Origin of the sequence: Boudabousia liubingyangii (assembly GCF_001907245.1) — a bacterium.
GTDB classification, from domain to species: domain Bacteria; phylum Actinomycetota; class Actinomycetes; order Actinomycetales; family Actinomycetaceae; genus Boudabousia; species Boudabousia liubingyangii.
The window spans coordinates 207,914-230,006 of sequence record NZ_MQSU01000004.1 but is presented as its reverse complement, the minus strand read 5'-3'; the positions used below and the strand labels follow the sequence as shown (position 1 = coordinate 230,006).

Genomic DNA, 22,093 nt, shown 5'->3' with positions numbered 1-22,093 from the left:
ACTAAGCAGGTATGAAGTGTGCCCCAGAAAGGACTAATTAATGACTAGGTTGATTATCTTAGGAGATGAGCTGGTTAGTGCCAGTGGAGATGAACGCGGCCTAGGTTGGGTAGGACGTGCGGTAGCTCGTACCGAGTTTTCTAGTCCCACTCACGTGATTACCCTATCTGTCCCGGGAGAAACCACTACTGGACTGGCAGAACGTTGGCTACGGGAAGTGCAGCTTCGTCTTCCCAGCGACGATGAGCCGGTCTATGCGGCCGTGGGCATGGGCATTCACGACATTGCTGCAGGTATCTCGCCGGCCCGTACTCGCTTAAACCTTGCGAACGTACTGGATGGTTTGATCAAGCTCAATATTCCGACCCTCTTGGTGGGCCCGCCGCCGCTTCCCGGAGCAGACAGCGCTTCAGTCCGAGCCCTAGCGAAAATCGGTAAAGAGGTTGCTCAGCGTCGTAATGTCCCTTGGGTCAATACTTTTGATCCGCTGGTGGATCACGAGCAGTGGCGTGCTGAGTTCCAAAGCCAGGAAGCTATTCTGCCCACCCAAACCTGTTATGGACTACTTGCTTGGCTAGTCCTTCATGAAGGTTGGTACGAATGGCTAGCACGCTAAAGTGCTTAGCTAGCTACCGAGACTAAAAGCCGGGTTCCCCGTAAATGGGGAACCCGGCTTCTTTAAAGTGTAAAAACAGCTCAGGCGTTCGGACGACGACCGTGGTTAGCTGCATTCTTCTTGCGCGAGCGGCGCTTACGACCACGCTTTGACATGGCGTTCCTCCTTCAAATTGGCTGGGCCGCTGACACTAAAAGCCGTATCTGGGCGGCGACAAAGATCTTTAGGATTATCGCACATCACGACTATAGAAGCGAATGTTAGATCCGATTAAGGACCAATATCACCCCTAGTTATCGCGAAGATAGACCACGGTTTCTGAACTGGAAAAAGAGACTTGGTCATCAGAGATCGAGATTTCTTCCAAACGCGCATGCAACTTGGCTCGCAGGCCCTCTGGAGCCCGATTCATGCAAGCCGAACGAAGTAGCTGACGGAGGTGACGTTCCACATCTGCCGCATCGGCGCAGTGAGAGCATTCAACCGCATGCTGTTCGAGGATCGAAAGCTGCTTCTGGTCAAGTGCTCCCTGATCACCGTCTACGAATTCGTAGAGGCGATCAAAAAACTCTTTACAGTCTGCCGATTCGATTTCACTCATCTTTACTTCCAATCCCGTAGTCCGCTGCCAGGCCCTTTAGTTGTTCACGAAGCTGCCTTCTGCCACGGTTCAAACGTGACATCACCGTCCCCATTGGGATCTCTAAGGTCTGCGCAATTTCTTTGTACGACATACCTTCAACGTCAGCTAGGTAAACAACCATCCTTCTTTCAGCGCTGAGCGAATCTAAGGCTTCAACGATTTCTTCCGAAGGGAGCTTCGAAAGCGCCGCCGTTTCTGCCGATTCCAACAACTCCGGGTCGCGGTTGCCAGCTTGATAAAGCTGCCAGTCGGCAACCTCTTCATCCCCACTGGTCTGAGGGGCATGCTGCGCTTTGCGATAGTTATTAATGAACGTATTCTTCAGAATTCTTAGGATCCAAGCCCTAAAGTTGGTCCCCTGTTGATACTGATCGAATGCCCTAAAAGCTTTTAAATACGCCTCTTGGACTAGATCTTCAGCATCCGCACTGTGCCTAGTCAGGCGCAGTGCCGTCGAATAGAGGGTATCCAGCAGCGGTACTGCTAACTCTTCAAAAGTCCCAATCGCAGGGGGTGGAGTCTGTTCATTCATCCCCCTCAGGATAGTGCCAAAAGGACAATCCTGTCTGTCAGGTGCGATTCTTTTATCCCACAGAGCGAATTTACGGGAGCGTCCACTTTTATTTTCATCACTTTTGCGGTCAAATAGGAGTATGAATATTTTACGCACCATGATTCGTCCGTTAGTGGCCGCCCCCTTCATCGTCGAAGGCATCGATGCCATTAAGTCCCCCAAAGCCCACGCTCGTAAAGTGGAAAAAATTGCCCCCACCCTACGTCGCTTCCGTCTGGACTGGGTAGCTGATCACCCTCAGCTAGCTTCACGCGCTGCCGGCGCCGTCACCGTTTGCGCTGCCGGTGCCCTAGCCCTAGGTAAGGCACCTCGTACCGCCGCCACCCTGCTTACTGCAGTTTCCCTGCCCATCGCTTGCGCTCAGGTAGCCTCCGAAGAATCGATCTCAGAGAAGATTCAAACCGGCATCAACCGTGGAGCCCTAACCGGCGCCCTCGTGCTAGCTGCCCTTGACCGCCAGGGAGCTCCCTCGCTAATGTGGCGGGCCTCCAACTTCGCTTCCCGCACTGCCGACAAGGCTGCGGTCCAGGCTGAGCAGGTAAAGGCCGCGGCCCACAGTCAACTCGTAAGCGCCAAGAGCGCAATCGGGGTCAACTGAATCTATGCCCGCTTGGAACGCTCCCAGCGTCAATACCCCAATCGCAGGTGCACTCGCACTGCCCGGGTCTAAATCGCTGACCAACCGCTTCTTAATCCTAGCTGCGCAAGGTAGCCACGAGGTCACCATTCAGCAGCCTTTGGAAGCCCGCGACACCCAGCTCATGCAAGCTGCCCTTGGCGCGCTGGGAGCTTCCTTCGACTTTGATGATAAAACCCAAAGTCTACGGATTGTTCCAATTAATAAACATGCGGTACCCAAAGAGCTCACCATCGAGGGAGGGCTAGCTGGAACCGTAATCAGATTTCTTACCCCCCTAGCGCTGCAGTACTGCGAAAAACTCACTGTGCTAGGTGATCCCGCGGCCCGCAAACGGCCCATCCGTCCCCTGCTGAATTCACTCGCTCAGCTCGGGTACGACTTCGAAGTCTTCGAAGAACCAGTACCTGACAAGGCCGGCCCAGTCCCGCTTTTTGAGGTGCGCAAGTCCACCCCGCTTAACGCCGAAGACACCAGCCCTAACCGGGTAGATGTAGAAGCCAAAGCTTCCTCACAGTTCCTTTCCGCTCTGCTACTAAGTGCCGCCGGATGGCCCCAAGGCTTAGAAATCTGCGCCAAACGACCGATCATCTCTGGCACCCATGTCGATATGACCCTTGATTCTTTAACCCAGGCAGGCATTACCCTCCAGGTTGAAGAAACCGCCGAGTCAGTCACCTACCGAGTTGCCCCCGGCCGTCCACAACTAGATCAAATGACGGTAGAAGCAGACCTTTCCAACGCCGGCCCCTTTATCGCCGCAATCTGGGCCTGCGGCGGCAAACTTGCCATCCCCAACTGGCCCGCCCAGACCACCCAAGCTGGCGACTATTGGAGAGAGCTTTTTAGCATCCTCGGCGGAAAAGTCTCCACCGCCACCGAAGACCATGGACAAGGTGCGGTATTTACCGCCCCCGAAGGCCTTCGAACCAACGAAGAGTACCTAGAGTTTGACCTTCAAGCACACGGCGAACTAACCCCTACCCTGGCAGCCATGGCCGCCCTACGACAGGGGAAAACCAAAATTACCGGAATCGGTCATCTTCGAGGACACGAAACCGACCGCCTCGCCGCCATCGTGAATGAAGTAAAGCGCCTTGGTGGAGAAGCTGAAGCCGGAGAGGACTTCCTGCTCTTTCACGCGCCTGTCACCACTCCCGCCCAGGTACACGCCTACCACGACCACCGAATGGCTACCTTCGGGGCCATAATCGGCCTAGTTTTACCCGGAGTACAGGTAGACGATATCGACGCCACCACCAAGACCATGCCCACCTTCAAAGACCTCTGGGCCCAATTGGTAGCCCCCGCCGCGCCGGAACCCAACCTCCCAGAGAATTAGAAAGTACGGCACAGATGGCAAAGCGAGATATCGGCACCGACGACCCACGAGTTCGGGTCCGTCCGGGGAAAGGTTCCCGTCCCCGCACCAAAGTACGCCCTGACTACAGTGATGCTCCCAAAGCAACCGTAATTTCGGTAGACCGAGGACGCTTCCGCCTGGTCATGGACGAAGGGACCGCTGTTACCGCGGTCAAAGCCCGCGAACTAGGCAAAGGTGCCATCGTGGTTGGTGACCGAGTGTCAGTAAAAGGAGACGTCTCTGGTAAGCCGGATACCCTAGCTCGAATCGTGCAGGTTCAAGCCCGCAAAACCGAACTCCTACGAAGCGCAGAAGACGGTGAAACCAAGGGAAACTCAAAAGTTCTAGTGGCCAATGCCGAACTGCTCATGGTGGTGGTCGCCCTTGCTGATCCGCCGCCTCGAGTGGGCATGATTGATCGCCTACTAGTTGCCGCCTACGCTGCCGGCATGACGCCTATTATCTGTTTAACCAAAGCCGACCTTGCCTCCCCGGAAGCCTTCCGTGCCCTGTACGAGCCGCTGGGCGTGAGAATTTTTACCACGGCACTTGGTGATAGCGAGCATGCTAATCAGGACAACGCTAATGCTCTGCCTCAAAACCTTGACTATCAAGAGCTTCGAGAGTTCCTAAAAGATCGTGTGACCGTGTTAGTGGGACATTCTGGGGTTGGGAAGTCCACGCTATTCAATGCCCTGATTCCAGAGGCAAACCGCCCCGTCGGGCACGTAAATGAGAACACGGGCAAGGGACGGCATACCTCAACTTCGACCCTGACCATGCCGCTACCAGAAGGCGGCTACCTAATCGACACCCCCGGGGTGCGCAGCTTCGGCCTAGCCCACGTAACCGACGAGGGCCTGCTAGCGGCCTTTACGGACCTCTCGGAACTTGCCACGGCCTGCCCGAAAGGATGCCCCCACACAGCTACCTCGCCAAATTGCGAATTGGATGAGTGGTTAAAAGAAGCGAATCTTAGCGCAGAAGAAAAGAGTCGCCGAGAATCTCGAGTGGCTTCCTTCCGTCGCCTTTTAGAATCCCGCCAAAGCACTACCAATAACGCCTAAACATGCGGATTCTACATACATCAGACTGGCATGTAGGCCGAACTCTTCACGGCTTAGATTTAACCGAAGCCCACGAACTATTTTTCCAAAGCCTAGAACAAGACCTACGCGACCACCCCACCGATGCCCTGCTGATCAGTGGGGACCTATTTGACCGGTCAGTCCCAGCAACCGTCTCGCTTCAGCTAGTCGAAACTTGGCTAAGCAAGTTTTGCCAGCTGACCAAGGTAATCTTAAGTCCCGGCAATCATGATTCCCTCACTCGCCTAGGTTTCTTGTCTGACCTGATTCAGAATCCAAACCTGATTATCAAGGCCCATAAAGATAGCTTTGCAAAACCAACTATCTTGCAGGATGATTCGCAGCAATCGCTACTGGTCTATACCCTCCCCTATCTTGAGCCTGATCTTTGGCGGCATGAGCTTCCCAACCAGGCAGCACCAGGTGAACCACTACCTAGGACTCATAGCGCGGTTATCAGTGCGGCCCTGCAGATGATCCGTGAAGACCTAGAACAACGCCGTCAGAATGAGCCTGATATCCCCGCGATTGTGATGATGCACTTGTTCGTCACCGCAGCCCAAGGTACCGACTCTGAAAGAGATATTTCCGTTGGTGGAATCAGTGATGTACCACTTCAGATCCTGAAGACTCTAGGCGGCCAGCAGGAGGTTGATAATCTCTACTTTGCCCTTGGGCACCTTCATCGTCCCCAAACGATTGGCCAAGATGAACTAGTCCGTTATTGCGGATCACCCATTCCTTTTTCTTTTTCAGAAGCCGGGTATCGAAAGCAAGTCCCCATCGTCAACTATGCCCAAGGTTCCTTCTCTATCTCCCAGCTGGAAATCCCTCAGGTTGCACCCCTAAAGCGCTATCGGGGCGAGCTGGCAGAGATCCTTGCCCAAGTAAAGCAAGACTCGGAAGCCCAGCGTGCCTACGCGGAGGTAATTTTTACCGATGCCTCTCGACCGCCACAGGCGCGTGAACAGATTCTGGCTTTGCTTCCCGGGGCGCTGGTTATCAGGCATGAATCGACCCTGCTAGCACAAGCTGAAGCACCGCTGGCAGATCAGTCCGGACCCGACCTTCCGGAAATCGTAAAAACCTTCTGCGAAAACTACGGTGGGTTCACCCCAGATAGCACCCAGCAGCAGCTGATCACTGAGATTTACGAGGAAGCCCGAAAGGAGCTTGGAACATGCGACTGATTAATCTCAAGTTTCAAGGCATTGGGCCCTTTCCGGGAACTCACGAAATCGACTTTGAGTCTCTTGGAGCTGCCGGCTTATTCCTACTTCAAGGACCAACCGGGGCCGGAAAATCTACCATCCTAGATGCCATCACTTTTGCCCTCTACAGCCATGTGGCCGGACAAAAAGATTCTTCTACCGAACGATTGCGTTCTAGTTTCAGTGATCGAAAAGCTGAGAGCTATGTTGAACTGGTTTTCGAACTGAACTCAAAACGCTACCGAATTTATCGGACCCCTAAATATTCGCTTCCCGGACGTGCTACTCCGGTCTCTCCCAAAGCGACTTTGGAAGAACTGCATGGACAGGATTTTCTAAACCATAAGGCGCTAGCTTCTGGACAGCGCGAAGTGAACCAAGAGTTAAGCCGGATTCTGCCTTTGACGGCCGATCAATTCCTGCAGACCGTAATCCTGCCTCAGGGCAAATTCAAGAAGTTCCTTCAGTCCGAGCCGGCCGCTCGAGCAGAGGTCTTACAGAAGATTTTTGGGACTGAAATCTTTGATCGTTTCTCCACGCTCTTGCAAGAAAGAGCTAAACAAGCAGTAAATCTAAGCGCTGAAAGTCACCGTAAACTTGAGCAAGAAACCTCTGAACTAGAGCTTTCCTTCCAAACGCTACAAAACTCACTGACCGATTTTGAACAACTAATTACCAGTAGTGACATAGAGGCTTCAGTCGCTGAAGGGGAAACATATCCGCACCGCTTTACTCCCAATACGCAAGGCCTTATTACGCAAGCTCTTGATACGCAAGCTCTTGATACGCAAGCAATTATCGAGCTAATCCAAAAAATTAGCGGGTTTGGAGCTCCAGATCTTCCCTTGGGCAGTCATCAAGAAGCACGCCCGAAGTTGCTAGCCGCTTCCGCTACTTTGGAAGAAAAATTAGCAGGTTTGTCGGAAGCAGTCCGACACCATTCAAATGCCCAAGGCGATTTCTATGACCAGCTCATTGACGCACACCAAAAACAACGGTTACTGGTGCAAAACTGGGATGAGCGGCAGACAGCATCAGTACATTTAAACCAACTAGAGTCTCAAAGCGACGAGATCTCTAAGAAGCAACAACTCCTCTCACTTGATGAAAAGGCTCAGCCCGTACTCAGTTACGAGGCAGCTAAAAACGCAGACCAACAGCGTGCGGAGCAAGCCTACCGCGCCCTCGTTGATCAAAAAAGTAGCCTAAAAGAGCTCCTAGAATCCGAACTTACTACCAAGCTGGCTACAGAACTACCCCAGCCACTGATCTTTGAACCATTTAAGGTTCTTCCCCCAGTGGTCGCTACAGAAGCCCATGATTCGCAACTCCCGCCTGATCTAGAGGGTCTAAACCTACCGGGCACCGAAGATCTAAGCCGGCTGATCCAGCACTGCCAAAAGCAAGCTGATCAAATCGAGGATTTAACGGCTAAGATCGAGCAGCTTGCTGCGCACAACGCTGAGCTCACAAACGAAAACAACGATTTAAATCAGCAAAAATCAGCTGTCATGGAGGCCCAAGCCAAGCTTCCAGAACAACTTGCAGAAGCCCAATCGCGCCATGGAAAACTAAGTAAAGAAGCCGAAACCATTGCCGACCTAAAACTTACCTTAGCCACCCAACAGCAGCAGGTCCAACATTTGCTTTCCTATGAGGAACTACTGGCCCAAGAAGAGAGCATAAAATCCACGCTAGCAACGCATAATGCCCAGGCAGTTGCGGCCATGGATCGATACGCCAAAGCCTTCCAAACCTGGAGTGAAGGGGCAGCACTTCGCTTAGCCTCAGAACTTACCCCCGGGGAACCCTGTATGGTTTGCGGTTCTACCAGCCACCCACACCCCCAAACCGAGGCCAATCACCCGCAGCAAGACGAAATCACTGAATCTGAACTACAAAAGCTGCTTACCGCCCGCACCAATGCGGAAGCAACTGCCTCAACCACCAAGGCGCTGCTAGAAAAAATACAAACCGAGATTAAGACCCAAGCAAAGAAAAATGCCTTCGCTTCGGTCCCGGAAGCAACAGCAGCACTTAGCGCCACCGAAGCCAAACTAGCGGCAGCGCAAACCGCAAAAACCCAGGCAGTTGAGCACCAGGAAAAAATAGAAAACCTAACCAACCAACTACATGAGTATCAAAAACAGCTGCCCTTCGTCCTCGGCAAGCTTGAGTCAAACCAAAAACTACTTGCGCAACAAAGCAAGCAGCAAGAAAAAGACCAGGAACAGCTAAAGGAACTCGACTCCAAGTGGGGCTCGAAAGCACAGTTGCTGAAACTCGCCGAAGACCTCAAGCGGGTATCCGAACGTGCCGAACGGGCGGAGGAACAATACGAATTCGCTAGCGAGGCCCTAGTAGCGTCGAACCGGCGTTTAGAGGACTACCTAGCCCAGACGGTCTTTAAATCGCTCCCTGAGGCCAAAGAATGCCTTTTGCCGCCCGATAACCGAGCAGCTCTCAAGGCTGAGGTGGAATCCTATCAGGCCGAGCTAAAAAGCACTCAGGCAATCCTAGCCCGCCTAGCAGATGCAGATCTGCCCGCGGAACGTCCCATCTTCGTTGTCGAGGATGCTCAGGCTGCCGCCAGTGCCGCAAAGCAAAAAGCAGAACAAACCCGCACCCAAGAAGGACGCATCACAGCCGCTATAGAAGCCCTGCAGAAGGTCCTCGAGCGTCTGCTTGCCGACCATGAGCAAGTTATTCGCACCGATCAGCAGAACCTACCACTAGTGCAGCTGGCGAATCTAGTCCAGGGTAAGAAAGATACCAACCTCCAAGCCACACCACTGGTTAACTACGTCCTTATTGCCCGACTTGACCAAGTCTTAGCGGTCGCGAATCCCCTACTCTCACAGATGACAGACGGGCGCTTTGAACTGGCAAGAACGGGCAAAGAATCGGGCCAGCGTACCCGTGCTGAAGGTTTAGGCTTGGAAATCTTCGACTACACCTGTAACGCACGCCGGTCACCAAAATCGCTCTCTGGTGGTGAATCCTTCTGCGCTTCCCTTGCCTTGGCATTGGCCCTGAGCGAGGTGGTCTCTAACGAACGGGGTGGCGTAAGCATAGAGACGCTCTTTATCGATGAAGGTTTTGGCACGCTTTCTGCGGAATATCTGGATGCGGTTATGGGACAGCTATCGCAGATTACTGCTAGTGGGCGAAGTGTTGGTCTGATTTCGCACGTCAGTCAGCTAAAGGAAAGAATCCCGAACCAAGTACGAATCAGCAGATTAGCCAGCGGTGCTTCTACTTTGTCATTAAGGATTTAACAAAAGCTAGTTCGCTAACATCAAACCATTCTAGATAAACAGCCGAGAGTTCGTCCCACGCGGACTCATTTTCAACCGCGCGAGCAACCAGATCCCCCTGGGAGCTGGCATCCACATGCAAGGAAACAATCTGGGGCCAAGTAACCCTGCTCTTAAAAGTAGCAGAGCCAAATCCATCGTAGTCAAGATTGGAAATTAGGTCCTCTGCCACCTCTGCTGCGACTACCAAGCGTCTACCAAGCTTTTGGTTTGTTTCATAATCGCATGAAGCCATAGCTGCGTAATCCATGGCAATGCCTTCACAGTCCTCGTCATCATAGCCATATTCAGCCCCGAGTTTTGCCACCTTAGGTGTCATTGCGAAGACCTTAGTGGGCTCAAACTCTTCGTTTTCTAGGCTAGAAAAATCTAGTGGAATAAAAATGCGCAAAACTTCAACTTCTCTAGGAGGACTTTCTTGTAAATAGTTTATTCCGATAACCACGCTTTGGCATTCGTTGCTTGCGGCGCTGTCGCGCTTTTTCGATACCGGTTACTGCTTCCTTTCCAGTGCCTAGATTCTGAACCACCGAGGCAAGTAAGTTAAGTGCGCCAGCGAAAGGATCTTTGGGATTATGATCAAAAATTGAGATCCCCCGCAGTAAAGATTCCTCTACCTGCCGACTAAATGGGAGTATGAAAATATTTTCCTTAGCCGCAAGCGGGGCCAGTATCTTATATATTTCACCAGCCGGATCTTTTCCAGCGCTCGCTGGGGAAACCTGGTTTAGAGCTACATATTCGTCCTTGACCGGATAGTTTTTCAGTACCCGCACAAGCCTAGCGATACCTACTGGATTGGCCTTGCCAACGGTTATGCACTGATCGGCGAGATCTGCGGCGGTCTTTAGGATTTCAAGACGAGGATCAGTACTGAAATATTCGCTATCTTCCGCATATTCCCAAGCGGCAGTATCGATTAGTACCCAGTCAAAGTGTTGCTTGCAGACCTCGATCAGCGTTTTGAAATCGGAAGGCACAATTTCTTGCCAGCGATCGGCAGCATTTAAGCCAGATAGTAGATATCCTTCCGGTTGAAGCGTATGTAAAAGATCTTCCAAAGCCCGTTTATCAAGGTCATTTCTATTAGCTAAAGTGCAGGCCACGGCTATGCCTGACCACTGGGTGATGACTCCAGAGATAATGTGCAGTGAGGGTGCGGAAAGATCCGCATCGATCAAAACCGCTGACTGCCCTGAACGGCATAGTGAGCTCAGCAGCTCGATCGCAATTGTTGAACGTCCTGGAGCACCGCCGGTCCCACGGATTAGTATGCACTTGTGAACGTTCTTAGGTTCTGGCTCGTTCGCTTCTGCCGCTGGCCAGATTTCACCATTAGTAGAGTGGTTCGTATTTTGTATCGGCTTAGGTGGCGGAGGCGGGGGCAAGGTAGGTTCCTGCGGTGCGGTGGCAAGTTTCGCAGACTCCGACTCAGGCAACGGGTCACTATCGATCATTTCGCCAATTAGTGCTTCACCTGCGGAAACTGCCTGGAAGGACTTCAGCGCGGTTACGATTGCCGCAGCTTGGGGTTGGGTAATAACGAGATCGACTCCAAAGTGGTAGAGATCTGCGATCCGTTCTTCCGTGCCAATCACAAAAACTGTGGAGTTTAGCTGGTGAAAAATCTCGACGTGTTCTCTTCCAAGTTCGGGATCGTCTTGGATAAGCACTAGGTTTCCGATACCTGCGCTGGAGGCGGCAAGAGCCTCATTTAAATCGGCACATCTAACCTGCACACTGATCGTTGGTTCCGCTGCGACAGCTTTCAGGAAATCGATCTCTAGCGATCCACTCAAACAAAGAACAAGTTTTCTAGCGTCCACAGTTATTCTCCACTAGGGATTAAACTCAAGGAAGATTTACTGTTCGCAGCGCTTAACACTACTTTGATATCTGCTGCCAGGACCCCAATTTCAACCTTGTCTCCAGACACAATGCCAAAGCCTTTTTCTTTACTGGGAAGGGCCAGAATGACACTATTTTTCGCTACCAAGATAGGTTCTGAATCGGTAGCACCATTATCGCCAAGTCGGGTCTGCCAAAGGTCAACCCGGTCTCCTACCTTTATCGAGGCAGGCAGCGGCATCCCTAGGCTGATAACAATAGGTGACCTAAGCTCACTACCGACTTGGGTAGCACTCTTAGCCACTAATTCTCCCTGGTGGACAGCAGTTTTTAATACGGTATCTTTCGTTAGCTGCGCTGGTGAAAGGTAGCGCTCTGGGTTAGGTAGATTGGCTTTAACCTCAGTCAGTTTTGATGCTTCTAAAACTGTCCCGGGGGCTAGATCCACACTGGCTTCGTAGAAAACCTGCTTCTGGTTTTGGGCGGCAAACAGCCAGGCACCTAGAATTCCCGAGAGGACGATAATCAACACACCAAGCAAGAATCTTGGATCGCGGCTCAAGGAAGGCTTACCTTGCGCGAATAATGTCGTTCTTTTGAGCATCATAGAAACATTATTACAGGCAGGTACTAAAAAATCTGCCAATTTGGAGTTTTCCACAGGAAACGATTACTCTTCCCGTTAGATAGCATTTAATCCTGTTTGAGGTAGAATCGACATATGCCACGTTTTTTAACTCTAGCCGATGTCTCCGAACAGCTAAATCTAACCCCGGCTGCTACTAGAGCTTTGATCACATCAGGCGATCTGCCCGCAATTCAGGTTGGCCCCAGAAAACTTTGGCGGATTGAAGAATCTGAATTAGAAGCCTATATTCAGCGACTCTACCAAGAGAACGAACAACGAATTTCAGCTTTAAATAGCTCCCACCAGTGACATGAAGCTTACGGCTTCTCGATTTATCAAGATTTTCTTTTTCAAGCTTTCTTCAAGGATTTCAAACCAGTCCTTACCAACCGAAAGCACCCTACCGTTCCAGGTGGTATCGCCTAGGCGAAAACGCATTCTCACTTCACGCTCAGAGAGCTCACGAAGCAAGTGATTCAGACGTAGTGGAGTTGCACGTGGGACTAGGTCAACATCTTCCCTAGCTAAACCCAAAATCCCCTTGATTGCACCTAAGGGAATCAGAAAACTCTTCCCTTCAGAAAGAAACACAAACCAGTCGTCGCCCACTAAAGACATGGTTCCATTAACCACTGCATCCCCAGCTAGGTTTAAAACGAGGCTTTTACCATAGGCGCCCCGCAGGCGGTCCAAGAGGGAAATCTGCGCCAGATGGGCTTGCGCTAACTCTCCCCGAAGACCTTCGTCTTCTGCACGACGGGCAGAGCGATACCTAGATTCAAGTTCGGCAATCAGCATTTCAAGTTCCACAGCCGCAATCTTAACGGAAAAATCTACACCACAAAATTCGTATTTGATATCGTTTGACATCGTTTGATTATTTATGAGACTCTTAGGGCATGTTAAAAGTAAGTACCCAAATGTTCTACTTCAACAAAAGTGGACAGCTGAACAATGCAAGATTCGATTTCGCCGAGTCGCTTGGTAACGCGCTCCTAATCACGTTTCTTCTTGCCCTTGTTCTCCTAGCCTTCTGGCAAGGTTTTTGGGTGCTTTTAGCATTTTTCAGCCGTTGGCAGCAATCGACAGCGCTTCAGAGCCTGATTCATAAAAGAGGCACCAAACTTGCTAACCGGATTGCCGCTTTCACAATTGCTAGCTATGCCCTATCAGGGATTAGTAATCCAGCTTTTGCAACTACCTACCGGGATGACACTAATTCAAGCTCGGTTTCTAGACCCAGTGTCTCTCTATTACTCAAAGGTGAGAAGCAAACCGAATCAGACGCTCACCGTCTTAAGGGTCCAGTTTTACTACCAAAAGCAACTTCTTTAAATACCTATCGGGTTAAACCTGGGGACTCCTTATGGAAAATTGCGGAAAGCCTACTGCAAAGGAGCTCTCCCCAAGATCCCCCTTCTGCTAGAGAAGTTCAGGTTTTAGTGGAACAGATTTACCAACAAAATCTCACTGCAATCGGCTCTAACCCAAACTTAATTTTCCCAGGGACTTCCTTGGTCCTTCCCAAACAACCGACCCGCCAGAAAGGCTAAGCCATGAAAACAGCCGTAGATAATAAGAATCCGCTTGGTTTGCCACTCGGTCCCACGATTGAGGATCTCGCTAATACTTCGGCACAATCAGAAAAAGAACGAAGTCTTGCTCCCCTAGTCGCTCCTCCCCCGCCAAAGCCGGAAGGTCAGGCACCTACCATTAACCAGTGGGCCACAGCTATGGCTCGGATGGTCTTGGAGTCTATGAGTGGCATCCGACGTTTTCGACGTTTTGATCGCTGGTTAACCAGCTCAGCTGCCGATTCTCTTTGGGGCTATCATCAAGCTTGGATTAAACGCTACGGGAACATCTACAAGCTTTTCCGGCTCAGTAAGCCGCATGTTTGTCTGGTTAACGAGCAAGTAGCTGAATGCTGCATCACCTACACCATTAATGGTCGCGTTAGAGCTTTAGCCTTTCGGCTCGAAATGGTTCAGCAAAGGTGGGTTTTGGCAGCAGTTCAAGCATAGGTTTGGGGGCATCTAGAAAGATGCCCCCAAACCTATGCGAAAAGAAGTATTACTTCTTCTTGCGACGCTGCGCGCGATTGCCCTGCGGTTTATCTTCAGGGATCTCAATACCTTCTGCTCGAGCAGCCTCAGCAATACCATCAACCGATTCTGAAGGACCAGATAGTGAAACGTTCTGCGGAGTCCGATGACGAGAGATCAGCGACGGGTTAGAACTACCGCCTCCGGCAGCTGGAGCCTTACGCGAAGGATTCATAAAACCGCGGGAGTTACTCTGTTGACGGGCGGCCGCTTCCTGCGCTGCTGCTTCACGGGCCATACGTTCCTCGGTGGTTTTGAGGTTCGACACTGCCGTGAAGACCTGTTGCACGGTCTCTTCTCGGATCGCCCCCATCATAGAAGTGAACATTTGGGCGCCTTCAGAGCTGTACTCAACTAGCGGGTCGCGCTGAGCCATTGCCCGCAGACCAATACCTTCCTTCAGGTAATCCATCTCGTACAGGTGAGCACGCCACAGGCGGTCAACATTGTTGAGCAGTACGATTCGTTCAAGTTCGGCCATGGGCTGGGGGCCAAACTGCATCCGGGCCAACTCAGAAGCTTCGATCTGTTCTTCGGCCATCATGTAGGCATCCTGCAGATCATCGAGGATTGCGTTGCGAATATCCGCTGCCGAGTAGTGCTCTCCGTCCTGCGATTCCTTCAAAATTGTACGCAGCTCACGGCCGGGTTCATATAGCGAAGAAAGCGTGGTAAGGATGAGTTCTTCCTTCCATTCGCGAGGATCTTCAGAATCCAGCGCCTGCGCCACTAGACCATCAGCAAAATCCTCTAGGAAGTAGTCCATCTGACCAGACAGATCCTCGCCCTTTAGAACGCGAAGACGCTGCGAGTAGATCATTTCACGCTGCTCCGTCATGACATCGTCATACTTGAGCACGTTCTTTCGGATCTCTCGATTTCGTTCTTCCACCTGGGCTTGTGCAGAAGCAATCGCACGGGAGACTAGGCCCATTTCTAGGGGCTGATCCTTCGGGTAAGAATTCGACTGCATCAACATGCGTGCAGCGCCGTTGGCGAAGAGCTTCATTAGCTCATCTTCCATGGATAGGTAGAAGCGAGATTCGCCCGGGTCGCCCTGACGACCTGCACGACCACGTAGCTGGTTGTCGATACGACGAGATTCGTGACGCTCGGTGCCTAGCACGTAAAGACCACCCAGTTCGGAGACCTCGTCGTGTTCGGCTTTAACGGCTGCTTCTGCGGCTTCTAGGGCCTCGGGCCATGCTGCCTCGAATTCCTCTGGAGTTTCGTTTGCGGTTAGGCCTTTATCCTTCAAGTTCGCAATCGCAATATGCTCAGCATTGCCACCAAGCATAATGTCGGTACCACGGCCAGCCATGTTGGTAGCAACGGTGACTGCTCCCTTACGGCCGGCCATCGCGACTACGGCCGCTTCCTTCTCATGGTGCTTAGCGTTTAGCACGGTGTGCGGGACATGCGCTTTACGCAGCATGGCAGAGACTTTCTCGGAGTTTTCAACCGAGGTGGTACCTACTAGAACCGGCTGGCCCTTTTCGTGGCGGGCAATAATGTCCTTAATGACCGCATCGTACTTGCCTTCTTCAGTGGCATAGACCAGATCGTCCTGATCCTTACGAATCATTGGCTTATTGGTGGGAATCGGGACGACACCGATCTTGTAGGTGGAGGCGAATTCTGCAGCTTCGGTTTCCGCGGTACCGGTCATACCGGAACGTGAGCCTTCAGGGTAGAGACGGAAGTAGTTCTGTAGAGTAATCGTGGCTAGCGTCTGGTTTTCTGCCTTGATTTCGACGCCTTCTTTAGCTTCGATAGCCTGGTGCATACCTTCGTTGTAGCGACGTCCAGGTAGAACACGACCGGTGTGCTCATCAACAATCAGAACTTCCCCATCGTGAACGATGTAGTCCTTGTCGATCTTGAATAGTTCTTTAGCTTTGATTGCGTTGTTTAGGAAGCCAATTAGAGGGGTCCATGCTGCTTCGTAAAGATTGTCGAAGCCAAGTTGTTCCTCGACCTTGTCGATGCCGGGTTCTAGCACACCAATGGTGCGCTTCTTGTGATCGACTTCGTAATCAACTCCAGGTTCAAGATCTTCAACTAGGTGAGCGAAGGTTGTGTACCACTCATTGTTGGAACCATCAGCGGGTCCGGAAATGATCAATGGCGTACGGGCTTCGTCGATCAAGATCGAGTCGACTTCGTCGACGATCACGAAGTTATGGCCGCGCTGTACCAACTCTGAGACATCGGTAGCCATGTTATCGCGTAGGAAGTCAAAGCCCATCTCATTGTTGGTACCGTAAGTGATATCAGCGTTGTACTGTTCACGACGTTCCGCAGGAGTCTGGCCCGCCATAATACAACCGGTGGTCAAGCCTAGGAAGCGGAATACACGTCCCATTAGTTCGGACTGATACGAAGCTAGGTAGTCGTTAACGGTTACGACGTGGACGCCCTTACCGTCTAGGGCTCGCAAGTAGGCGGGAAGGGTAGCTACAAGAGTCTTACCTTCACCGGTTTTCATTTCAGCAATGTTGCCAAGGTGTAGAGCAGCACCACCCATGATCTGGACGCGGAAGTGGCGCATTCGAAGCGTACGGAAAGCTGCTTCACGAACCGTCGCGAAAGCCTCGACCATGATGTCGTCTAGGGTTTCCCCCTCTTCTAGGCGCTTTCGGAACTCGTCGGTCTTAGCGGTAAGTTCTTCATCGGTTAGGGCTTTGAAGTCATCTTCTAAAGCATCAACCTGATCAGCTATCAGCTCGAGCTTCTTAAGGGTCTTTCCCTCACCCATGCGCAGAATCTTATTGCCAAGTTTTGACAGCTTTTGTCCTAGACCCAACGATCTACTCCTTACAAATTGACAGACCTAACCGGCCTTCTAATACGCATATAGTCTAGCCTAGTGACAGCACTTCGCCCCACCTTTATCTATTAGCAAAGCTAAAAAGTGGGGCGAAATACTGTTAGGGCTTATTGGTTGATCTGCTACTCAGCAACAACTGCATTCAGGCGAAGCACACCATAGGTCCAGCCGTGGCGATGGTAGACCACACAGGGCTGACCAGTATCGGCGTCGATGAAGAGGAAGAACGGGTGACCAACCAGCTCCATTTGGTAGAGTGCTTGGTCAACAGTCATCCGGTCGGCTTCGTGTAGCTTTTGGCGAACAATAACGGGGGAATCGCCTAGTTGCTCTTCTACTGCTTCGCCAACCTTCAGCTCGTGCTGTTCTAGTGCTGCTTGATCTTCGACACCTTCATCTTCCGGCATTGTAATTTCGAAGGCACCCAAATCAACCGGGGTTTCTGCCTGGTAACGACGACGATGATCCTTGGCACGGTCACGCGCACGGCGTAGACGTTCGAACAGCTTCCCTACTGCTAAGTCAACGGCCGCATAGCGGTCCGCCGAGCTAGCTTCGGCGCGAATCACGGGACCCTTACCAAATACTGTAATTTCGATCTTTTCTGCCGTATCAGCCTGGCGGGGATTGCGTTCGTGGGTTAGTTCCACATTGACTGCAGTCGCCCCTGGATAAAAATGGCTGACCTTTGATACTTTCTCTTCGACGTACTCGCGGAACCGAGGATGAATTTCAGCGTTACGTGCGTTCAAGTTGATGTCCATTTGTCCCCTCCTTGGGAAAATGTTTAAATCGGCGGAATAATAACTTAGGCCTCTTTGCCTAAGAAAGAAATAGATCGAACCTCCTTTTCCCAGAGATAGTCAAAACGCCTGTGAACTGCTGTTCTCAAGCTCTCTTTGACTGTGTTCTCAATCATACAATTTTTCTTTGAGTTTCTCTCGCTTAACTCGGTTGGCGAACAAGATTTTGGACGTTAACTTCTCTATCTACGAACCCCACCTAGAGCCGCCCCCAAAAAATGAAAATCACCCCGTGTTTTAAATACTGAAACCGCACTCCGAAAAGTGCTTCCGGTAGTAATCACATCATCAACCAGCAGTAGATTTGGACTGACAACACAACTAATAAGTTCCATTTTTCTAACTCTTCGTCGAGCTTTGCCATCCTGCCCAGCTTGCCCAGATTCCCAAAGTCTAAAACGTAGGAGCTCTACCGGCAGGACCTCTAAGATTCCATGCGAATCAACCTCCAGAAGGGCACGAAGCTCCTGAGCTAAATACCACGCTAGCTCGCCCGCCACATATTGTCCCCCAAACCGTCGGCGGTATTTAGAGGGTAAGGGACAGACCAATAACGGAAAGCCCGGTTCCAAGGACTCCAAATACGGCCAGATCCGCTCCGCTAATACCGCCGCCGAACTCGCTAAATATTTCTGTGTAGAAAAAGTCGGATCATGTTTTGCCGCCAAAATGAAATCCCGGTTCGGTGTCACATATCTTCCAGCAACCTGAATGGATAAAACCCCCAAACGGCTAGCTAATTCCTTCTCTTCAAAGGCACCACGATGGGCAGATTCTAAACATGCTTCGCAGCTGGCGCTCCCCCACCCATTACAGCCGCGACAACGTGAAAATAAAGCAAGATTCATACTGAAAGTATGAATGTGAGGGCCTGGGGCGGCCTCGTCCCAAAAATTATTGTGGATAGCCTAGTAGCTGTTAATATTCCTGCACCTAGTTAGTGTAGAAAGGCCAAAGTACCCCATTAGATAAAAGCACCCAGCGACGACCATCTTGACGATACAGGCTCCCGGACTGATCGAGGAGCATCAAACCCTGGGTGCTATCCGAAGCAGCAAAATCGATCGGATTAGAAACCGCTAACTCTTCTTCTTGTACATCTCCCAGCGGCAAGGTAATCAAAGTTGACTCCGCCGACCTGCCGGTCCGCGTTAAAAGCACGGGCTCAATTGGGGACTTCCAGCCGGGCCAGATTTTGGTATCGGGAGCGAAAGCTGTAGTGGATAGAAGCCTAGTTTCAATGGGGCGCCCGGTAGTTTCACGTCGGATCAGTAGCAGCGCAACTTCCGCCTGCGACTGATTACGTCGCACGACCAGCATCCGCATCCCATCCGGGGAGACGACAATCCGTTCTACCGGCGATCCGGAACCAGGCATTGGAATCGTACTGACCTGCCCTTCTGGATTAACTAAATAGGCTGCGGGACCTAAGGTTAAATCAGGAATCCACGTCCACCCTTGCCGATCAATATCGGGAACAGTGAGGGCTTTACCGGTAAGAATATTGCGTTGCTGTGCCCCTAATTGCCCCCAGTAAAGGGCGGTATTTCCACGGGTATAGGCCAGATTTTGGTTCTTCCTTGGGTCGATTGCGATCCCCGTAAGTGGTTGTGCAGCTCCCTCTAGCTGGTTAACAAAAATCGAGTTATCACTCAGATTAATCACTTGGTTATTACGAACTGCTAGGGGAATACTGGGAGCTAGTTGTTCTCCCTTGGGAAGAGGTGACGTTAGCACCTGTCCGTTGATACTCACCGCCACATTTAGGACTGAAGATTCTTGCTTTAGCGTTCGGTCAAGTTGCCATTGGAGTAAGCTAGCAGTCACTGGATCAAGAGAACTATCAGGAGCCTGAATGCGCACTTGGGCTTCGTTTCCGTCCATCGGCACCTGATGGGAAACTAGGGTGGCTCCTGCCGGCACGGCCGTTCCGACCGCGCCTTTCAGCTCATCCGAAGGACCTGCCAATAGTAGTTCGGCGAGGTAGCTGGTAGCCTTCGCGCGTGGAACCCACCGGACATCGGGAACTAGATTCTTGGCATCAGGGGATAGGAAAAAGAGGGACTGCTTATTGTAGGCGCTGCGGAAAGTTGACTCAGCCAGAATCAGGCCCGAGGGCAGCTGGGCAATCCGCCACTGATCGTCGCTGTCTTTCGCGAAAGTGAAGTTAGCGGTTAGTTCCTCGCTTGATCCAGCTGCTTGGAAAACTCCGTTTTTGGATAGGAGTCCCCGTACGGGAACCTGAAGTTTTATGGTCGCTTCAGTTGCCTGCAGGCGGATATTGGCATCGGCAGGATAGATATGGATTTCGGCTTCTGGCTTCCAAGCTGCCGCAGCGCGGGGAAGCAGGTACTGTCGCGCACCGTCAAAACTATTGGTCAGGGCACCAGCGCGACAGGCGGCTAGGAAGCCTCTAAGAATTTCCTGGGGCTCGGCGTCTCGGCTAGGAGCTGGCGCGTTCTGAATAGATTTGCTATTGGCTACCTCTACCCCCTGAGATTGGTTAACCTTCCCAGAATGTGGAAGGGTACTGCAGGCGGTTAAGGACAGGAGCGAAAGTGATAGGCAACAGCCTAGTAACGTCGAGCGTTGAAAAATCCGGCCTTGGTTCTTAGGCATCTCCCAGCTCCTTACGATTTTCAACCGGCTCTGTTTCTACCCTCAAGGCTTCGTTAGTTGAGGCTCTAACTGCAGTCTCGGTCCAGTTTTCTGCGTTGAATTGGGTTGGGACAGCGGCGGGACGGGCGCTCCATGCGGCCATCTTGGGAACGATCGGTCCTTCCTCCCAAAGCGTGAGGGCTCTCTCTTGAAGCTGATTGCCATGCAATCTGGGAATGGTAAGCATAAATGCGGATCCCATTCCGGGCTCACCTTGAGCTTCTAGGATGCCGCCGTGTAGTCGGGCGTCTTCCTTCGCGATCGACAGGCCAAGGCCGGTGCCGCCAGTAGTTCTGGCTCGTGCGGGATCCGCCCGGTAGAAGCGGTTAAACACTTGGGCGGCCACTTCCGGGGTCATTCCAACACCGTAATCGCGGACTCGTACCGAAACAGCATTATCGGTTTCCCCGATGCTGACGATTACGGGGTTTCCCTCTGCGTGTTCGACCGCATTTAGCACTAGGTTGCGAATAATTCGTTCAATACGTTTTTCGTCCGCCTCAGCTCTCACGGGCAGTTGCGGACCGCGCAGGATTACTGGCACCTTCAGTCGTTTAGAGATTGGTTCGGCGTCGCTAATAACTTGTTCGCAAAGTTCTACTAGATCGATGAACTCGAACTCAGGGAGCTGGGCTTGCGCATCATAACGCGAGATTTCTAGGAGGTCAGCCAGCATGGTTTCGAAGCGTTCTACTTGATCGTGTAGTAGTTCTGCGGATCGTTTTGCTGGCAGGTCAAAGTCTTCGCGAGAATCGTAGATCATGTCGCCGGCCATTTTGATGGTGGTCAGCGGGGTGCGGAGCTCATGAGAAACGTCTGAAACAAAGCGTTGCTGTAGCTTGGCTAGTTCGTCGTATTCGTCAATAGTGGTCTGCAGGGACTGGGCCATTTCATTGAAGGAGGATCCTAGTACTGCTAGTTCGTCTTCGCCCTGTACTTCGACTCGAACATCGAATTCTCCTTCCGCTAGACGTTTTGCCGCGAGCGCCGTTCTTTGTACTGGTCCGAGGAGGCGATAGGTGACCATCCAGATAAGTACGCCTAGAAAGATCAAGAGGCCTATCGAACCCGCTAGAACAGAGCGTAGAAGCGATGAAACGGTGGCTTGTTCGCCAGCTAGGGAGTAAACCACGTACATTTCGTACTGGTGCACCAGGGGCAGGTTTAGCGTCTTCCCGACGACGATCCCGGGGCTCGTTCCCCCATTGCTATCGGCAAGAGTAACTGATTGCCAGAACTGTTTCTTCCCGGCGGATTTTTGGACCTCGGTGCGCAGTTCGGGAGTGATCACATCGGGAGAGAAATCATCCATGACCATTACTTCGTTAATGGCTAGAGGCCCTTGATCCGAGGGCGCTCTTAATAGGATTACCCCGACTCCCCTAGCGCCTTGGGCAGAGGTCCTCGCTTCAGAGATAACCGAGCCAGCAACCTGTTGCGCTTGATCGACGGTAGAGACTGCCGCTTGAGAGAACGTACTTTGTGCAATGGAGAAACGCACTGCAGCATCTTGCTCGATCTGACTGACACGCTGCTGAAAAACGTCATTCTTCAGGTTGACGGAAACGATCGCGAAGATCATGGCCACCACTACTACGCCCAAAAGCGATAGCAGGGCTGAGGTTCTGAGGGCAAGATTCTGTGCAAACTGTCGGTATAGCCAGTTATGCGTCAGCCATTTTCGAAATCGGCTCCAACGCTTTGAACAGCGTTTAAGGGGTGGATCTTGAGGATACTGAACGCCCTGTCCTCGTAGCAAACGAGGCATTGGC

At 51.7% G+C, this 22,093-nt stretch carries 20 protein-coding genes and 1 pseudogene; 9 read left to right on the top strand and 12 right to left on the bottom strand.

Annotated features, from left to right (window positions below):
- Nucleotides 1-40 precede the first annotated feature (40 nt).
- A complete protein-coding gene (locus BSR28_RS07775; RefSeq protein ID WP_073709499.1) occupies nucleotides 41-616 on the top strand; it encodes a GDSL-type esterase/lipase family protein in 576 nt (191 codons plus the stop codon).
- A gap of 80 nt (nucleotides 617-696) precedes the next feature.
- Here BSR28_RS07775 and BSR28_RS09290 read toward each other — a convergent pair whose 3' ends face one another.
- The 3 genes from BSR28_RS09290 to BSR28_RS07765 form a co-directional block, all read right to left on the bottom strand.
- Entirely contained in the window at nucleotides 697-771 is a 75-nt protein-coding gene (locus BSR28_RS09290; protein ID WP_382427732.1) for a 50S ribosomal protein bL37, read from the bottom strand.
- A 134-nt stretch (nucleotides 772-905) separates the two neighbouring features.
- Complete coding sequence (gene rsrA, locus BSR28_RS07770) at nucleotides 906-1,217, bottom strand: mycothiol system anti-sigma-R factor (protein ID WP_073709500.1); 312 nt, start codon at nucleotides 1,215-1,217, stop codon at nucleotides 906-908.
- Nucleotides 1,210-1,791 (bottom strand): sigma-70 family RNA polymerase sigma factor, encoded by a 582-nt coding sequence (locus BSR28_RS07765; RefSeq protein WP_073709555.1) that lies wholly within the window; start codon nucleotides 1,789-1,791, stop codon nucleotides 1,210-1,212. Before BSR28_RS07765 ends, rsrA begins: the two co-directional genes overlap by 8 nt.
- Before the next feature lie 121 nt (nucleotides 1,792-1,912).
- On the opposite strand from BSR28_RS07765, the gene BSR28_RS07760 reads away from it, so the two are divergent.
- From BSR28_RS07760 to BSR28_RS07740, 5 genes are read left to right on the top strand one after another with little or no spacing between them, the layout of a single operon-like run.
- Nucleotides 1,913-2,431 (top strand): DoxX family membrane protein, encoded by a 519-nt coding sequence (locus tag BSR28_RS07760; RefSeq protein WP_073709501.1) that lies wholly within the window; start codon nucleotides 1,913-1,915, stop codon nucleotides 2,429-2,431.
- Nucleotides 2,432-2,435: 4 nt separating this feature from the next.
- Nucleotides 2,436-3,812 (top strand): 3-phosphoshikimate 1-carboxyvinyltransferase, encoded by a 1,377-nt coding sequence (locus tag BSR28_RS07755; protein WP_073713857.1) that lies wholly within the window; start codon nucleotides 2,436-2,438, stop codon nucleotides 3,810-3,812.
- A 14-nt stretch (nucleotides 3,813-3,826) separates the two neighbouring features.
- Nucleotides 3,827-4,900 carry a ribosome small subunit-dependent GTPase A gene (gene rsgA / locus BSR28_RS07750; RefSeq protein ID WP_073713856.1) on the top strand — a complete coding sequence of 358 codons (1,074 nt, stop codon included), beginning with the start codon at nucleotides 3,827-3,829 and terminating at the stop codon, nucleotides 4,898-4,900.
- Nucleotides 4,901-4,902: 2 nt separating this feature from the next.
- Complete coding sequence (locus BSR28_RS07745) at nucleotides 4,903-6,111, top strand: exonuclease SbcCD subunit D (RefSeq protein WP_073709504.1); 1,209 nt, start codon at nucleotides 4,903-4,905, stop codon at nucleotides 6,109-6,111.
- Nucleotides 6,102-9,410 carry an AAA family ATPase gene (locus tag BSR28_RS07740; protein WP_073713855.1) on the top strand — a complete coding sequence of 1,103 codons (3,309 nt, stop codon included), beginning with the start codon at nucleotides 6,102-6,104 and terminating at the stop codon, nucleotides 9,408-9,410. The genes BSR28_RS07745 and BSR28_RS07740 overlap by 10 nt, the downstream gene beginning before the upstream one ends.
- Here the strand turns inward: BSR28_RS07740 and BSR28_RS07735 are convergent.
- From BSR28_RS07735 to BSR28_RS07725, 3 genes are read right to left on the bottom strand one after another with little or no spacing between them, the layout of a single operon-like run.
- On the bottom strand, nucleotides 9,388-9,840 hold the full coding sequence (locus BSR28_RS07735; RefSeq protein WP_073713854.1) for a DUF6912 family protein: 453 nt from the start codon (nucleotides 9,838-9,840) through the stop codon (nucleotides 9,388-9,390). The genes BSR28_RS07740 and BSR28_RS07735 overlap by 23 nt on opposite strands.
- 13 nt (nucleotides 9,841-9,853) lie before the next feature.
- The gene (locus tag BSR28_RS07730; RefSeq protein WP_073713853.1) at nucleotides 9,854-11,275 is read right to left on the bottom strand and encodes an AAA family ATPase; all 1,422 of its coding nucleotides are present in this window, start codon (nucleotides 11,273-11,275) and stop codon (nucleotides 9,854-9,856) included.
- 2 nt (nucleotides 11,276-11,277) lie between these two features.
- Nucleotides 11,278-11,958 carry a CpaB family protein gene (locus tag BSR28_RS07725; protein ID WP_143237649.1) on the bottom strand — a complete coding sequence of 227 codons (681 nt, stop codon included), beginning with the start codon at nucleotides 11,956-11,958 and terminating at the stop codon, nucleotides 11,278-11,280.
- Nucleotides 11,959-12,018: 60 nt separating this feature from the next.
- On the opposite strand from BSR28_RS07725, the gene BSR28_RS07720 reads away from it, so the two are divergent.
- Nucleotides 12,019-12,234, top strand: coding sequence for a helix-turn-helix domain-containing protein (locus tag BSR28_RS07720; RefSeq protein WP_073709509.1), 216 nt, complete (start codon nucleotides 12,019-12,021; stop codon nucleotides 12,232-12,234).
- On the opposite strand, the gene BSR28_RS07715 is transcribed toward BSR28_RS07720, so the two are convergent.
- Entirely contained in the window at nucleotides 12,214-12,795 is a 582-nt protein-coding gene (locus tag BSR28_RS07715; RefSeq protein WP_073709510.1) for a hypothetical protein, read from the bottom strand. The genes BSR28_RS07720 and BSR28_RS07715 overlap by 21 nt on opposite strands.
- Nucleotides 12,796-12,824: 29 nt before the next feature.
- Between BSR28_RS07715 and BSR28_RS07710 the strand changes: the two genes are divergently transcribed.
- Nucleotides 12,825-13,478, top strand: a complete 654-nt coding sequence (locus BSR28_RS07710; RefSeq protein WP_083563222.1) for a LysM peptidoglycan-binding domain-containing protein — start codon at nucleotides 12,825-12,827, stop codon at nucleotides 13,476-13,478.
- Between the two features lie 3 nt (nucleotides 13,479-13,481).
- The gene (locus BSR28_RS07705) at nucleotides 13,482-13,949 is read left to right on the top strand and encodes an Rv3235 family protein (protein WP_073709512.1); all 468 of its coding nucleotides are present in this window, start codon (nucleotides 13,482-13,484) and stop codon (nucleotides 13,947-13,949) included.
- A gap of 363 nt (nucleotides 13,950-14,312) precedes the next feature.
- Here the strand turns inward: BSR28_RS07705 and secA are convergent.
- From secA to mtrB, 5 genes and pseudogenes are all read right to left on the bottom strand, one after another.
- Nucleotides 14,313-16,788: pseudogene (gene secA / locus BSR28_RS07700) on the bottom strand (preprotein translocase subunit SecA); the annotation flags it as partial.
- 194 nt (nucleotides 16,789-16,982) lie between these two features.
- Nucleotides 16,983-17,624, bottom strand: a complete 642-nt coding sequence (hpf, locus tag BSR28_RS07695; protein ID WP_073709513.1) for a ribosome hibernation-promoting factor, HPF/YfiA family — start codon at nucleotides 17,622-17,624, stop codon at nucleotides 16,983-16,985.
- Nucleotides 17,625-17,845: 221 nt separating this feature from the next.
- Nucleotides 17,846-18,511: a ComF family protein gene (locus BSR28_RS08990; RefSeq protein WP_125899210.1), complete on the bottom strand. Its 666-nt coding sequence runs from the start codon at nucleotides 18,509-18,511 to the stop codon at nucleotides 17,846-17,848.
- 85 nt (nucleotides 18,512-18,596) lie between these two features.
- Nucleotides 18,597-20,282 (bottom strand): LpqB family beta-propeller domain-containing protein, encoded by a 1,686-nt coding sequence (locus BSR28_RS07690; RefSeq protein WP_073713850.1) that lies wholly within the window; start codon nucleotides 20,280-20,282, stop codon nucleotides 18,597-18,599.
- Nucleotides 20,275-22,089, bottom strand: coding sequence for an MtrAB system histidine kinase MtrB (gene mtrB, locus BSR28_RS07685; protein WP_083563220.1), 1,815 nt, complete (start codon nucleotides 22,087-22,089; stop codon nucleotides 20,275-20,277). Before mtrB ends, BSR28_RS07690 begins: the two co-directional genes overlap by 8 nt.
- Nucleotides 22,090-22,093 lie beyond the last annotated feature (4 nt).

Excerpts from the sequence above, each read along its gene's own strand:
- BSR28_RS07775 (WP_073709499.1), top strand. The coding sequence starts at position 41 with ATGACTAGGTTGATTATCTTAGGAGATGAGCTGGTTAGTGCCAGTGGA.
- rsrA (WP_073709500.1), bottom strand. The coding sequence starts at position 1,217 with ATGAGTGAAATCGAATCGGCAGACTGTAAAGAGTTTTTTGATCGCCTC.
- BSR28_RS07765 (WP_073709555.1), bottom strand. The coding sequence starts at position 1,791 with ATGAATGAACAGACTCCACCCCCTGCGATTGGGACTTTTGAAGAGTTA.
- BSR28_RS07760 (WP_073709501.1), top strand. The coding sequence starts at position 1,913 with ATGAATATTTTACGCACCATGATTCGTCCGTTAGTGGCCGCCCCCTTC.
- BSR28_RS07755 (WP_073713857.1), top strand. The coding sequence starts at position 2,436 with ATGCCCGCTTGGAACGCTCCCAGCGTCAATACCCCAATCGCAGGTGCA.
- rsgA (WP_073713856.1), top strand. The coding sequence starts at position 3,827 with ATGGCAAAGCGAGATATCGGCACCGACGACCCACGAGTTCGGGTCCGT.
- BSR28_RS07745 (WP_073709504.1), top strand. The coding sequence starts at position 4,903 with ATGCGGATTCTACATACATCAGACTGGCATGTAGGCCGAACTCTTCAC.
- BSR28_RS07740 (WP_073713855.1), top strand. The coding sequence starts at position 6,102 with ATGCGACTGATTAATCTCAAGTTTCAAGGCATTGGGCCCTTTCCGGGA.
- BSR28_RS07720 (WP_073709509.1), top strand. The coding sequence starts at position 12,019 with ATGCCACGTTTTTTAACTCTAGCCGATGTCTCCGAACAGCTAAATCTA.
- BSR28_RS07715 (WP_073709510.1), bottom strand. The coding sequence starts at position 12,795 with ATGTCAAACGATATCAAATACGAATTTTGTGGTGTAGATTTTTCCGTT.
- BSR28_RS07710 (WP_083563222.1), top strand. The coding sequence starts at position 12,825 with ATGTTAAAAGTAAGTACCCAAATGTTCTACTTCAACAAAAGTGGACAG.
- BSR28_RS07705 (WP_073709512.1), top strand. The coding sequence starts at position 13,482 with ATGAAAACAGCCGTAGATAATAAGAATCCGCTTGGTTTGCCACTCGGT.
- hpf (WP_073709513.1), bottom strand. The coding sequence starts at position 17,624 with ATGGACATCAACTTGAACGCACGTAACGCTGAAATTCATCCTCGGTTC.
- BSR28_RS08990 (WP_125899210.1), bottom strand. The coding sequence starts at position 18,511 with ATGAATCTTGCTTTATTTTCACGTTGTCGCGGCTGTAATGGGTGGGGG.
- BSR28_RS07690 (WP_073713850.1), bottom strand. The coding sequence starts at position 20,282 with ATGCCTAAGAACCAAGGCCGGATTTTTCAACGCTCGACGTTACTAGGC.
- mtrB (WP_083563220.1), bottom strand. The coding sequence starts at position 22,089 with ATGCCTCGTTTGCTACGAGGACAGGGCGTTCAGTATCCTCAAGATCCA.